Origin of the sequence: Paenibacillus baekrokdamisoli (genome assembly GCF_003945345.1) — a bacterium.
In the GTDB taxonomy this organism is placed as follows: Bacteria; Bacillota; Bacilli; order Paenibacillales; family Paenibacillaceae; genus Paenibacillus_Z; species Paenibacillus_Z baekrokdamisoli.
In genome coordinates this window covers 484735-497636 of record NZ_AP019308.1, presented here as the reverse complement: position 1 = coordinate 497636, position 12902 = coordinate 484735, and the positions used below count along the sequence as shown (strand labels likewise).

General features: G+C 46.1%; 12 protein-coding genes. 2 read left to right on the top strand and 10 right to left on the bottom strand.

Features of this window, described 5'->3' with window-relative positions:
* Positions 1 to 60: 60 nt before the first annotated feature.
* From EKN16_RS02045 to EKN16_RS02035, 3 genes are all read right to left on the bottom strand, one after another.
* Positions 61 to 906, bottom strand: a complete 846-nt coding sequence (locus tag EKN16_RS02045; RefSeq protein ID WP_164522641.1) for an AraC family transcriptional regulator — start codon at positions 904 to 906, stop codon at positions 61 to 63.
* 41 nt (positions 907 to 947) lie between these two features.
* On the bottom strand, positions 948 to 1694 hold the full coding sequence (locus EKN16_RS02040; protein ID WP_125653473.1) for a phytanoyl-CoA dioxygenase family protein: 747 nt from the start codon (positions 1692 to 1694) through the stop codon (positions 948 to 950).
* A 120-nt stretch (positions 1695 to 1814) separates the two neighbouring features.
* On the bottom strand, positions 1815 to 2624 hold the full coding sequence (locus EKN16_RS02035) for a phytanoyl-CoA dioxygenase family protein (RefSeq protein ID WP_125653472.1): 810 nt from the start codon (positions 2622 to 2624) through the stop codon (positions 1815 to 1817).
* A gap of 247 nt (positions 2625 to 2871) precedes the next feature.
* On the opposite strand from EKN16_RS02035, the gene EKN16_RS02030 reads away from it, so the two are divergent.
* On the top strand, positions 2872 to 3690 hold the full coding sequence (locus tag EKN16_RS02030; RefSeq protein ID WP_125653471.1) for a helix-turn-helix domain-containing protein: 819 nt from the start codon (positions 2872 to 2874) through the stop codon (positions 3688 to 3690).
* A gap of 341 nt (positions 3691 to 4031) precedes the next feature.
* Here the strand turns inward: EKN16_RS02030 and EKN16_RS02025 are convergent, their stop codons facing one another.
* On the bottom strand, positions 4032 to 5483 hold the full coding sequence (locus EKN16_RS02025; protein WP_232016157.1) for a DHA2 family efflux MFS transporter permease subunit: 1452 nt from the start codon (positions 5481 to 5483) through the stop codon (positions 4032 to 4034).
* Positions 5484 to 5655: 172 nt separating this feature from the next.
* Here EKN16_RS02025 and EKN16_RS02020 point away from each other — a divergent pair, with 172 nt between their 5' ends.
* Positions 5656 to 6333 carry a TetR/AcrR family transcriptional regulator gene (locus tag EKN16_RS02020; protein WP_125653469.1) on the top strand — a complete coding sequence of 226 codons (678 nt, stop codon included), beginning with the start codon at positions 5656 to 5658 and terminating at the stop codon, positions 6331 to 6333.
* A 97-nt stretch (positions 6334 to 6430) separates the two neighbouring features.
* On the opposite strand, the gene EKN16_RS02015 is transcribed toward EKN16_RS02020, so the two are convergent.
* From EKN16_RS02015 to nikB, 6 genes are all read right to left on the bottom strand, one after another.
* A complete protein-coding gene (locus tag EKN16_RS02015) occupies positions 6431 to 7543 on the bottom strand; it encodes a slipin family protein (protein WP_125653468.1) in 1113 nt (370 codons plus the stop codon).
* A gap of 684 nt (positions 7544 to 8227) precedes the next feature.
* Positions 8228 to 9010, bottom strand: a complete 783-nt coding sequence (locus EKN16_RS02010; RefSeq protein ID WP_125653467.1) for an ATP-binding cassette domain-containing protein — start codon at positions 9008 to 9010, stop codon at positions 8228 to 8230.
* Positions 9007 to 10203 (bottom strand): staphylopine family metallophore export MFS transporter CntE, encoded by a 1197-nt coding sequence (gene cntE, locus EKN16_RS02005; RefSeq protein WP_125653466.1) that lies wholly within the window; start codon positions 10201 to 10203, stop codon positions 9007 to 9009. Before cntE ends, EKN16_RS02010 begins: the two co-directional genes overlap by 4 nt.
* A 12-nt stretch (positions 10204 to 10215) precedes the next feature.
* On the bottom strand, positions 10216 to 11028 hold the full coding sequence (locus tag EKN16_RS02000; protein ID WP_125653465.1) for an ABC transporter ATP-binding protein: 813 nt from the start codon (positions 11026 to 11028) through the stop codon (positions 10216 to 10218).
* 14 nt (positions 11029 to 11042) lie between these two features.
* Complete coding sequence (locus tag EKN16_RS01995) at positions 11043 to 11933, bottom strand: ABC transporter permease (RefSeq protein WP_125653464.1); 891 nt, start codon at positions 11931 to 11933, stop codon at positions 11043 to 11045.
* 6 nt (positions 11934 to 11939) lie between these two features.
* Positions 11940 to 12890: a nickel ABC transporter permease gene (gene nikB / locus EKN16_RS01990; protein WP_311545628.1), complete on the bottom strand. Its 951-nt coding sequence runs from the start codon at positions 12888 to 12890 to the stop codon at positions 11940 to 11942.
* Positions 12891 to 12902 lie beyond the last annotated feature (12 nt).

The window sequence follows — 12902 nt, the reverse complement described above, 5'->3', positions numbered from 1 at the left end:
TAGATATAGGTACCACCTAATTATACGCTTTCAAAACTAGCGAAACAACCTGAGTCGGAATTAGATAGATCTGCGGAACTCTCTAGGTGAGCATGCAAACCTTCTCTTAAACGTCCGTTCAAAATGAGGCAATGTGTTAAAGCCAGCGGCAAGGCTAACCTCGGTTATCGGAAGACGAGTCGCTTTCAATAGTGACTTCGCAAACTGAAGGCGTAATTCCTGTACATAGGACTGAAAGGTTGTTCTTGTTTGTTTGTGGAAGCATTCACTAAAATAATTAGTAGATAACCCACATAACCGTGACACCTCATCAAGCGGAAGAGGCTCACGAAAGTGATGCTGAATATAGATCAAGGCCTTACGAATGGGGGATTGTAAGAACGGCTCACCTGCTGGCTTGATCGTTATTGGCATGGAACGGCATTTACGGGACAGATCAATCCATAATCGCTCTAAACTTCCCTGAACGATAACTTCGCTGCCTGCTTGCCAATGAAGCGTCTCATCCCATAATCGCTTAAACTCCGCTTCCACCTGCGCACATTCAGCTCCGACAAATGTATGCGTAAGCTCGGAAACATGATCGAACAGCAGCTCCATCAGCGGCTCCCGAATAAGCTGCTCTGTAAAGATAAGATTGTATAAATGAAGGATTTGCCCCTCATCCACTTTAATTTCATGAAAATCCGCTGGTGTCATGAGAAATACTGAACCTTTTTCAATCCGCGACGGCACTCCATTCCTTACATGCGTACCCGTACCAGAGACGACAAAAGCCATTTCGTAAAACTCATGCCAATGCGTAATAATCGTATGCTCGATCGCATGCAGAAAAATTTGATAAGGAGACGACGCAGGCATGTATTGCTCGTTCATGAGCCTCTCTGGCGTTCTATGGACGGACAATACCATCGCCTCCTTCAAGTAAACCGTTCCTATACAATCTATTATACGTTAACAAAGTCACTTCCGGCGATATCTTTCCCGCGAGCAAGCCAGATCTTGAAGCCAGGATTCTTCTCAGGAATAACTTTGGCCTCTGTGGAGAAATAACGCATCGTGTAGCCGCAGCGGCGATATGGGCTCGGATTTGGTGTAGCTCCGTGGATAATACGAGAGTCATGAATCGAGCATTCATTAGGCTCAAGCTCAAAATATACAGCTTTTGATTCATCAATATTTTTAACCTGTGTGTTGAAAATATTCTCGCTCTCACTCACTTCCTCGTAATCCGAGAACCCATTCGAATGCGTACCAGGAATGACACGCATGCAGCCGTTCTCCTTCCAGCTGCGATCAATCGCCAGCCAGACCGTTGCGATTTTGTCAAAGCGGCTCAGTCTTCCCTTCCAGTAAGCGGAATCCTCATGCCAAGGTGTTTGTTTACCAATGACAGGCTCTTTACATATAAAATGGCTGGACCATAATCCGATATTCGGGCCTAGAATTGGCTCAACTAAATCCAATACTTCATCGCTCAGCAGAAACTTAAGCAGTCGTTCATCGCGAAAATGCGGTGTATCGAGCTCACTGTTCAATTTTCTGCCGACCAGCTCCCATTGCTCTTCGAAGATCTGCGAGAGCTCTGCGAATTTCTCAACGCCAAACAATGGTTTCTTATGAAGGATGTATCCCTGTTCTTTGTAAGCTGCTACTTCTTCCTGTGAAAGTGTTCCATTCAATTGATTCGACATTCGTGCTACCCCCTTGGAAGGTTTACTTGCCTGCTTTACCTCCCTATTATCGCTCGATGTCGTTTCTCATGCTCTTCTTCCTTACGGGAAAAGTATGCTTATTTTCGGATCAGCTCATTTTTAATGATAGTAACCATCGACCTCTACGCCGCACGGTCCCCCATCTGGATTAGACTCCATCTCATGCGCTTCTGATCCGTCTGCCCTATAGAGCGGCTTGTAATGCTGGCCGATGCTCGTTGCGGAGCTGTTGGCATAATGACAGATAAAGGCTCTGCGGAATTGATCCTTCGTCTTGTTCCGATAAGAACCATGAATCAAGTTGCCATTAAAGAATAATACATCCCCTTTATCCATAATAACGGGCATAATGGTGCTGTCCTTAGGTGGCTTAACGTAATGGGTGGTGAAGGATTCCTTGGTATCTGCCTCGTCGGGACATGAGATCTCATATTCATGCGTACGGGGAACGATCAAGAGTCCCCCGTTCTCTTCCGTAGCCGCATCAACCGCCGTCCAAGCCGCGATACAGTTACCTGGTTCAACCTTCAAATAGAAGTTATCCTGATGGAGCGCCTGCCCACGGGAACCTGGTGGTTTATAATAGAACATACTTTGCGCAGCTAAAGCTTCTTCCTCATACAAATCCGCTAGAACATCAAGTACAGGTGGATGAAGCATGTATCGTTTGGCTGCCTCATTGAATCGGTGCGGATGCATAACACGCGGGTAACGCTTGAGCGGATCATTCGACGTCTGATCCAGATCAGGCTCAAAATGATCAGGTATGGTCTGATGGCTGATCTCTTCAAACGTCTGCTCGATTTCCGCTAAATTAGGAGTGGAGAATAGCCCCTTTACAACTAAATAGCCCTCTTGATCGAATTGCTGCTTCTGCTCTGCTGTAAGTACACGCATAATTGCAGTCATTTGTTTTCCTCCTCTAGTACATCCCTTGAGAGTAACCTTGTTATACCTTTATTGTAGGGACTGCATCGCATATGGAGAAGTAACGATCATGCTAATAACTCCTATAATCCTGCTATCCTGACTGGTGGAATTATAAAGAAAGGGCTATGATAATGGCAGAAGAGTAAATAGGAGTTCGGATCCAGAACGGAATAAGATAGATTGCTGATTGCGATAAGCAAGTAGATAAATGAGAGGAGTCATAAGGATGAATGAAGATAAATTTGACAAGCCCTCCTTTTATGGAGAGCATGTCAAAGGAATGATTATAGCCGGTCACTTCGACGAGACAGATAGCTACTTCACGAAACGACCGAGTGGAATGAGTGACTGGCTTATCACATACACGCTTGATGGGGAAGGCTACTTCTCTACGCCCGGAAGAGAGGATATCTGCCGGATCGGCGATGTCGCTTTGCTGAGACAGGGGACGCCCCACCAATATGGTACGAGTAGAGGGCAGATTTGGAATTTTGTTTGGGCACATTTTTCCTCGCGTATGATGGAAACCAGCCTGCTTCCAGTTACTCCACTGCTCATCCATTCTGTGGATAACGATTCCGCTCGGGAACGTATTTATAAGGCTTTTCAGCGTGTAATTTCGGATTCTATTGAACGAAGCGCCTATTGGAGTGAGCTGTGCGAGAATAATCTAAGAGAAATTCTACTGTTGGTAGCACAAAGAGAAAGCAAGCAGATCGATGCAAGAATTGAAGAAGTGCAGCATCTGCTTTCTACCACGATGTCTGCGACATTCCGTATTGAGGATTTGGCGAAGAAAGTGGGATTATCTCCTTCAAGACTCTCCCATTTGTACAAAGAAACCATCGGTATCTCGATTGTGGAATCCTTGAATCAGATGCGAATTCGACAAGCCGCCCTTCTTCTGGAGCATACAGACCGAATCGCCTCCGAGGTCGCCCTCGATGTCGGATTTCAGAACTATAATCATTTTGCTAACCAATTCCGGAAGCACTATGCGATGTCTCCTCGTGCCTTTCAAGCCCAGCAAACCCCAAAAAAGTAACTTAACGCATTCTATCTTGTCTTGTGCATAGAAGCCCGCTACGCGGACGGATCATTCTTACGATCGCTGTTGTCTCCCTATTTCTTGATTTTATCCCTTAAGGGTAGAAATAAGGAGACAAAGGCGAACGCTATCGCTTCTTCAGAACGATTCCGTCCGCTTCGCTATCACCATTATGAATCATAAAGTCCCAAAGAAATGATGAGAATAAATACAAAAAGATTTTTAGAATGCCGCACTAAGAATTATCTAGGTTAAGCTTCAGCAATGAAAGAAGACCGGCCTCCACTTCAAATGGAGGTACCGGTCTTCTCTCTTTTCTTGTCATTGGATACTCTTGATTATGCAGCTACTGAAGCCGGGACTGCGCGTTTTACTTTTTTACGAATTAGAATGGTGAAGGGAATAGCGGCTACCGCAATGAAGGTCGCTACCATGAATACATCATTTACGCTCATCGTGAAGGATAGGAATGGAATGGTTTCCTTCGTGTCTTTGCCTGCTACCGTCAAGTCTTTGATATGTGAAATCGTATGTGACGCCAGCAGCGTTGTAAATAGAGCGATAGCAAATGAGCCGCCGACATTACGTACCCAGTTTGTTACGGATGAAGCATGGCCAACCATGATCGGCTCGATTTCTTCCATCCCTGCTGTGCTGGTCGCTGCTGCGGCGAAGGAAACGCCTAAGTTACGAACAGTCATCCAGAAGATGATGTAGAAATGCGATACACCAGTCGATAGTTGAGTCATTTCGTAGCTTCCCACAATAATGAGGATAATCCCCACTATGGACAGCCATTTCGCTCCAAACCGGGGGTAAAGCTTACCGGCTAATGGCATCGCCATCGCCATTACTAAGGAGGCTGGAAGCAGGATAAGTCCTGTATCCATTGGCGTGATTTTTTGAACATTTTGAAGGAATAAAGGCACTAGAAGCGTTCCTGAGTAAAGACTGATCGTAATGATTGTATTGGCAACAAGTGTGATCGAGAAACGCCCATTACGGAATACGCGAAGATCGAGCAGCGGCTGCTTGGCTGTCAGCTCTCGAACGATGAACAATAGCAGCATCAGCGCGCCGAAAGCGAACAATCCGAGCGTCTTAAAGGAAGTCCAGCCCCATTGATGACCTTGGCTTAGGGCGATCAGAACGGATACGCTGCTTAGAATAACCGTAGCAAGACCTAGTTTATCTAAGGATTTGGCCGTGCTTATCCGGTAATCGGGAATCATCCAGATAATGAAGAAGATCGCTACAATACCGATTGGAACGTTAATAAAGAACAACCATTTCCAGCTTAACTGTTGAATAAGCCAACCGCTTATTGTTGGACCGAACGCGGGTGCCAGCATAGCCGACAAGCCCCAGATGCTCACCGCAAATGGCTGCTTTTCCTTCGGGATCACTTGGAATATAATCGTCATCGTTGCTGGAACGACAAGTCCAGTGAATAAGCCTTGAATGATACGAAACGTGATAAGCGACTCGATATTCCATGCAAATCCGCATAATAACGAGAAGACAACAAAGCCAACCATGGCGAATAAGTACACTTTCTTATAGCCCATCTTGTCACCCAAATATCCGGTTAGCGGTGCAATCGTGCCAAGAGAAAGCATAAAACCGGTTAACGTCCACTGGACTACGCTTAGCTCCGAGTGAAAATCCGTCATTAGAATAGGCAAGGCGATATTGATCATGCTAATGCCTAGTATGCTCAGAAAAGCGCCGAAGAAAATAGCTGTCATAATCGGCCAAAAACGGACATTTTTTAATTCTGTTACTGTCACCGTATTCTCTCCTCCATCATTCATTCTCTTCTCTATTTTGAGTAAGCTGATTATATATCAGAAATGATATAATGTAAACTACTTTAGTCTATTCGAGTTTAGTTTGTTTATTCGGTTTATTTTTCGAGTCGATTTGTGTATACTGTGCATTAGAGAGCGAGTGTGAAGCTTTATGGAAAATAATGAAGCTCAAACCTGTCGGTACACAGATGAATCGATAAAAAGCAAGTATGTTGCCAAACTGCTCCATCCCTTTAAGACAAGCGGCTTCCAGCATATTCGGATGGATGATATCGCCAAGTATATGGATCTATCCAAGGCAACCCTGTACAAATACTTTCCTTCGCGGGATGAGATTATTGAGCGTCTATCTGAGATTTTCATTACGTACGTCATCAAAGCAGAAGAACAGCTGCCCGAGGGCAGTCAGATGTACATGCAGGGCTTTCAATCTTCATTCGCACAGTCATTGATTATTGCAAACTATGGGACCGAAGCCTTCTATCAGGACATGCGAGAGGTTTACCCGGAATTGATGTCTAGAATCGATATAGCAGTCAGTCAGCGAAATGAGCGTCTGCAGCAGTTTTATGAGCGCGGTATGGAAGAAGGTTCGTTCAACCGACTTAATGCCACCTTGCTAATTCTCCAGGATGACCTCATGTTCCGTAATCTTCTGGACCCTGTCTATTTAATGAAAAACAATCTTACACTGCGCAATGCAATTCACGATTATTATCAGATAAAAAAACTACTGCTCTTCTCGCCTGCCCTGTATGCCAGTACCGATGACGTTAAAATGCTTGAGAAAATCGAATATCTCGTCCGTAAGGTTTCTTACGGCGCATAAACAACAAAAAAGTCGACCTCAATGATTCGAAGGTCGACTTTTTCGTTATTATTCAAGATCCAAGAGTCATCCTTAATCGGAGCTGGAAGACGGATCATCATGCCTGATCCGCCTTTGCTTTCATCAAGGCATTCAATTGTTCCAGCAATCCCCCTCCACCAGTCAGGGAGATCGTACCGATCTTCTCACAGATTTTCTCTAAGAACTCAAGCTCTTTCAGTCGGAAGAGGGTCTGGTTCTCATCCATCAGCTTAGCCGTATTCAGCAGGCTGCGAGTTGAAGCCGTCTCTTCCCTGCGGGTAATCAGGTTGGCCTGCGCCTTCTTCTCTGCGAGCAGCACCATATTCAAAATATCCTTGACGTCTCCAGGCAGAATGATATCCTTCAGCCCCGAAGACAGAAATTCTACGCCATAGTCGGCCTGCTTCTCTTGCAGCCGGGATAGCACGAATCCAGCTATTTCCTGCTTCATGCGCAGCAAATCATCCAGCTTGAGCGTGCCCACATACTCTCGCAATATCAACTGCAGCAGAATATACAGCTGATCCTCGAACGATCGGATCTGAAGCGTCTTCAGCGGATCAATAATTTTGTACTGGCATACAAAATTCAACCGCAGCGGTACTTTATCCTCTGTCATGATCTCTTGTCCGGTCATATCAAGCTGCTGCTGTCTCATATCCAATGTCTTCACAGCGACGGCAGCAGGTCCTTTCCAGAATACATATGCCCCAGGTGTCAACTCCCTCTGAAGGGTGTGGTTGTAATAAAGCAGACCTATTTGATGCTCGGCTACCTCGAAGGTATGGACAAAGCCGCTAAGCTTCGAAACGATAGCAGCATCAATATCAGAGGATAGCGCTGGAATCCGGAGATTCACATGCACGAAGCGGTAATTCTTGTATACCTTCCAGTAGGCGTATTTACCAGCGGTCAGCACCCCTAGGAATTTCCCCTCTTCATAACGAAGAGCCAGCTCTCCATCGGCAACATCAATGATATGAAGATCTTCAAGCAGCTGCTCATCCTGAAGAAACAATTGCAAATCTTTTCCTGCCACGGCAAATGGCTTGGATATATCAAGCACCTCTACTTTACTATCCGAGAAAGGGGAGAAGCGGTATGTACCTGGCTTGAGATATTGCTTATAGCTGCCCTTGGTGAACTGAAGTCCGCGTTGATCCGTCTGTATAATTACTTTATTAAACATGGTCTACCTCCTGAAAGTTATTGTGAGGCTCTGCCTGAGGTCATCGGAATACGGTGCTTCCAACAAAAACGACAGCGGATTCATAAGCTAATGAAATAGTTGATGATCTGCCCGCAGAACTCTCCCTGATGAAGGAACGGAGTTAGCTTGAGAGAAAAGGTAGACCGCCCTTTAGATAGAAGATTCGTTAAAAGCTTGCAGGTCTCACCCTCAGACTTACGCAGCTTCTACGTCTCTTTCTCTAAGCGGGCGGAAAGGCTTCGCTCGGTATCCGCAAACTGCAAGGTCCTGATCTTGGTGCCTCCTTTTTGGCAGGCTGAGAGTTCCGGTTTAGATCAGAAGTTTTACTCTCGATTAGCAGTCGAGTGATCTTGAGCTATCGCTCCCTAGGCGATTGGGCTTTGAACCCAAGCAATTGGGTTACTTGCTGCAGCCAGTTACAGTACACCATCGCACAGTATGCATGGTACTGCTGGATTATTCAGAAATCCATGCCCAGGTAATCTGGCCTAGCAATCAAGCAACATGTTCGTGTTAGGAACAATCTCATTATCACTTACGAGCGATGCGCTGAACACGGCGGAAGTATGGCGACATTAGGAAATATTGCATTTTTAAAGAGAAAACAGACATAGCAAAAAACCACGCAGTCGTTCGGCGTGGTTCAGCTTCAAGCCCCTATACTTATACGGAATGGACAATTCGCCGCGATACCGGATGATTACACTCGAACAAATCGTCCGTGTTAATGGACTCCATAATCATGCCATTATCAATGATCGCCACTTGATCAGATAGAACATGAACCGCCATCACATCATGAGAGATGAAGAGATAAGAGAGATTCAGGTGCTGCTTCAGTTCCTTCAGATGGAGCAGAATCTGCTTCTGAACGATCATATCCAGACTGCTGACCGGCTCATCCAGCACAATGAGCTTCGGCTTTAATGCAATCGCGCGAGCAATATTGACGCGCTGCAGCTGTCCTCCGCTCATTTGCTTCGGGGTCTTCACCATATCACTCGCGCGAAGTCCAACCGTCTCCAGCAGTTCCGCAATAATCCGCTTCTCTTCCTGAGCAGAAAAACGTTCAAAATTCCGCAAGGGTTCACCAATAATCTGTTGAACGGTTTGACGCGGATTAACGGCTGAATAGCTATCTTGGAAGACAACCTGCAGATCCCTTCGCAGCCGCTGTCTTGTCCTTCGATCACAACGATAGAGATCCACATCCTGAAACGTTACACGCCCATGATCAGGAGCAAGAAGGCCAAGAACAATCCGGGCTAGCGTGCTTTTTCCCGCACCACTTTCCCCTAGTATCCCAAGGCACATCCCCGGTTCAACAACCAACGAAATATCTCTCACACCGGAGGACGATGCCTTCGCAGCCGACGTTTTCTTCATGCCGAACCATCCGGAGGCTTCATACGTTTTTGAGATGTTCTCCAGCACAAGCAAGCTCATGTGATCACCGCCTTTTGTCCACGAGATAGAATAGCCAGTAATAAGGTGAAAAAACCGATACCTACCGCCACGCTGAACATCGTTTGATAGGAGTACAGGTCTGCCAGTCCCCCCATGATAAAAGCACCTGAAGATGTCCCTAGATCTGCTGCAGCAATAAACCATCCAATTGAATAACCCCGGACACGCTCTGGAACGACGAAAGAAATGTATGTCATTAGCGTTGGATACAACAAAGACAAAGCCAAGCCGTTGAATACGGCAGCACACAATATAACGGGTGTAGAGATCGATTGGAAGAGGAGCATTGGAGACAAAGTAAAGCAGGCAATCAGAATAACGAGCAGCCATTTGGGATAGGTACCTGAAGATGGGATATACTTACGCCCGAAGAAACGGATAAAGATTAGAACAGCTGTCTCCGTCAAAAAGTAGAGCGGTGCTGAATGCAAGCCCCGGCTTTCTAGATACAAAGGCAAAAAGGTAGGACCAATGCTAAACACGATAGAAGCTAACAGCATAATAATGGAAGGCAATACAAGCGCTTTGAGTGCCTGACCCTTGGTCATGCCTGTTGGAGACTCAGCTGGCTTCACCCTTTCATTCCCTGCTGGCTTTCGTATGTTTATCTTGCGATACAAGGAGATACCGATCAGCACATTGCAGGCGCCTAATCCCGCAAGAAGCAGGAACATTTGCGTCATTGTAACCTGATCCTTCATATAAAGCACAAGTGCGGGTACAAAAGTATAAGGCAGCATCGAAGCTAGCGACAGCAAGGAAAGCCCCTGCCCCCGCACCTTATCTGATAACAAATCCATAATGAGCAGATGAACAGTCATCGAAAAAAACGCAAGTATAACACCCTGCAGAGCTCTCATTATAGCAAAAGCCCATAGACTTTCCGCCGTATAGGTAACGAGTACAATCGCATTCAGCACAAGTGCGATCAGAAAAATCTTTCTTGGACCATAACGGTCTACCACAGCTCCCGCCACCGGACGCAAAAACATGGAGACGAACATGTACGCTCCCATAATAATACCAATCTCGGACCGGCCTGCCCCAAGTGTCTGCGAGAAGAATGGCAGTGCAATAATAAGCATATGATTCGTTGCATAAAAGGTAAAAGCTACCGCATATAGCCAGATCGCGCGGCTTGAGAATGGTTGTTCCTTGATTATCGCATTCAATGGATTCGACTCCTATTCCTTCCTACTGCTAGCCGTAAGTCTAGCATCCAATAAAAGTTTCGTATACTCATGCTGCGGATTGGAGAAGATTTCATTCGTTGGAGCCATCTCTACAATCTCCCCCTGCTTCATAACAGCAACCATATCCGCTAATTCGCCAATCACATTAAGATCATGGGATACAAGCAATAATGCAGTGGTTCCTACAGCCTTTACAGCCTGAAAAGCTTCAATGACATTCCGTCGATTCACATTATCAAGCGCAGTTGTCGGTTCATCTGCAATAAGAAGAGCAGGCTTCAGCGATAGCGATAATGCGATCATGACTCGTTGGAGCATGCCACCGCTAAGCTCGAAAGGATATTGCTTCAGCAGCTTGGCCGGTTCGGATAAATTCATTTGCGCGAGTGCTTCAATCGCAAGTGTTAGCGCTTGTTTACGCGTAAAGTCGGTATGTGCCTGGATCGTTTCTTGAAATTGCTTGCCGATTGTCAGTACAGGATTGAAGGCATTCATCGGATTCTGCAAGATGAAGCTCATGTCCAACCCTCGGAGCTGCCTTAGTTCCTCTTCACTCATCGTGGATAACTCACGTCCTTGCAGTCGAATCCGACTGCTCTTCCCAAGCACTGCGGATTGACTCAGCAGGCCGAATATCGCGAGACAGGTCATCGATTTGCCGCATCCGCTCTCTCCAACAAGACCGAGCACCTTTCCTTCATCGATTCGAAACGAAATATCTCGCACAGCCTGTACCGAGCCTTGATAGGTTTGAATCTCAACATGCAAGCGATCTACCTCAAGAATCGCATTCCTTTCCTTCATAAAGCTGCTGCCTCCTAATGGTCATTCGCAACCTTGTTTAACTTAGCCCTCTTCGCTAATTTGCGAAGAGACCTCGAGTGTCCATTCTTGTCATTGAGGGCTTCGCCGAGCCTATTTAGCAGTGCTACGACTATGAAAATCATCAGACCAGGCGTAATCATCAGTCTAGGATGACTGCGCAGGAATGATTTGCCTTCATTAATCATGGCTCCCCATTCCGGTGTCGGAGCTTGAACCCCAAGCCCAATAAACGATAAAGCGGAGATATCCATGATCACCCAACCGATCTCCAAGGATACTACAACGAACAACGAGGGCAGTAGATTGGGGATTATATGTCTTCTCATCATTTGGTAGGCCGATGTACCGCTTATCTTCGCGGCAGCGATATAATTCTGCTGTTTAATGCCCACGACTAAGCCCCGAATAAATCTTGTATAATAGACCGACTGAACGATGATAAGCGCAACTGCCATCTGCTTCCAGCCCGCTCCCCAAATCGCAATTAGACTAATCGCAAGAATAAGGGAGGGGAAGGCAAGAAGGGTGTCGCATACCCTCATAATGAGGCTATCAAGTTTCCCTCCAGCGTAACCCGCAAAGCAGCCTATTGCAAGACCGATTAGTAAGCAAGATGATACAATGAATAGAGCTAAGCTTAATGAAACTTGCGTTCCATAAAGCATTCGAGAGAGCATGCAGCGACCTAACTGATCCGTTCCAAGCGGATAGGCCTTAGAAGGACCCTCCAGCTTATGCGTTAAATCAACAAGACTTGGATCATGAGGAGCAAGCAGAGGTGCACATAAACCAGCTAATACGATAATCAGCAGCAGCAGTATACATAACATGATGACCGGTTTGTCCTTCGCAGTCTTAATGAGTCCAAATTGTCCTACACCCATCTTCGCTTACTCCCCTTCCAATATTTGTTGCTTCAAGCGCGGATCCAGCCAAGCTTGCAGCACGTCTGCAATCAAGTTCCCAATTATAAAAACAGTCGCCATCACTAGAATATAACTTTGAATGACCGGATAGTCTCGATGATAGACGGCTTCTAGGAAGAAACCGCCCATTCCGGGAAGTGCGAAGATCTGCTCCACAATGACCGTACCTGCAAACAGCTTCCCCAGATTCATACCCGCGGCGGTAATAACAGGTCGAATCGCATGTCGAAGCACATGACGTCCGATAATTATTGCTTTCTTAAGTCCCCTTGCCCTCGCATATCGCACAAAAGGTTCTTCCAGCGTTTCCAGAAGTCCCGTCCGAAGCAGCCTAGAATAGGTTGCAATTAATGCAAGCGCTAGTGTACAGGAGGGTAAGATATAATACATGATTGAGTCTGCACCTTGCAGCGGAAACCAATCCAGCTTAACCGAGAGAAAGTAAATAAGCAGGTATGCGAGCCAAAACTGCGGTACGGATGCTCCGACATAAGCGAGCAAACGGCACACTTGATCAATCCATTTATTGTTGCGAAGTGCAGAAGCAATGCCTAGTGGAATGCTGATAACAATGGCAACCGATAAGCTTAATAGCGCCAAGGCTGCAGTAATCGGCAGCCTTGTGAGAAGCTCACGTGAAACCGGAATCTTACTAAAAAAAGAAGTGCCAAAATCTAAATGACAAAGCTGCCATAGCCAATGCCCGTATTGGGACCAGAATGGTCGATCCAATCCAAGCTGTGCACGGACAGCGGTAATCGTTGTTTCTGTTGGAACGATATTCGAAGCAGACAAATACGCTCTCGCCGGATCAACGGGAGATAAGCGCAGGAGTAAATAAGAAACAAAGGTGGCCCCCAATAGTATGGGGACCATCATTGCAAGTCTTTTCAAGATATACATACACATCTGCATCTCGTAAACACC

Excerpts from the sequence above, each read along its gene's own strand:
- EKN16_RS02020 (WP_125653469.1), top strand. The coding sequence starts at position 5,656 with ATGGAAAATAATGAAGCTCAAACCTGTCGGTACACAGATGAATCGATA.
- EKN16_RS02015 (WP_125653468.1), bottom strand. The coding sequence starts at position 7,543 with ATGTTTAATAAAGTAATTATACAGACGGATCAACGCGGACTTCAGTTC.
- EKN16_RS02010 (WP_125653467.1), bottom strand. The coding sequence starts at position 9,010 with ATGAGCTTGCTTGTGCTGGAGAACATCTCAAAAACGTATGAAGCCTCC.
- EKN16_RS02040 (WP_125653473.1), bottom strand. The coding sequence starts at position 1,694 with ATGTCGAATCAATTGAATGGAACACTTTCACAGGAAGAAGTAGCAGCT.
- EKN16_RS02000 (WP_125653465.1), bottom strand. The coding sequence starts at position 11,028 with ATGAAGGAAAGGAATGCGATTCTTGAGGTAGATCGCTTGCATGTTGAG.
- EKN16_RS02030 (WP_125653471.1), top strand. The coding sequence starts at position 2,872 with ATGAATGAAGATAAATTTGACAAGCCCTCCTTTTATGGAGAGCATGTC.
- EKN16_RS02035 (WP_125653472.1), bottom strand. The coding sequence starts at position 2,624 with ATGACTGCAATTATGCGTGTACTTACAGCAGAGCAGAAGCAGCAATTC.
- EKN16_RS01995 (WP_125653464.1), bottom strand. The coding sequence starts at position 11,933 with ATGGGTGTAGGACAATTTGGACTCATTAAGACTGCGAAGGACAAACCG.
- nikB (WP_311545628.1), bottom strand. The coding sequence starts at position 12,890 with ATGCAGATGTGTATGTATATCTTGAAAAGACTTGCAATGATGGTCCCC.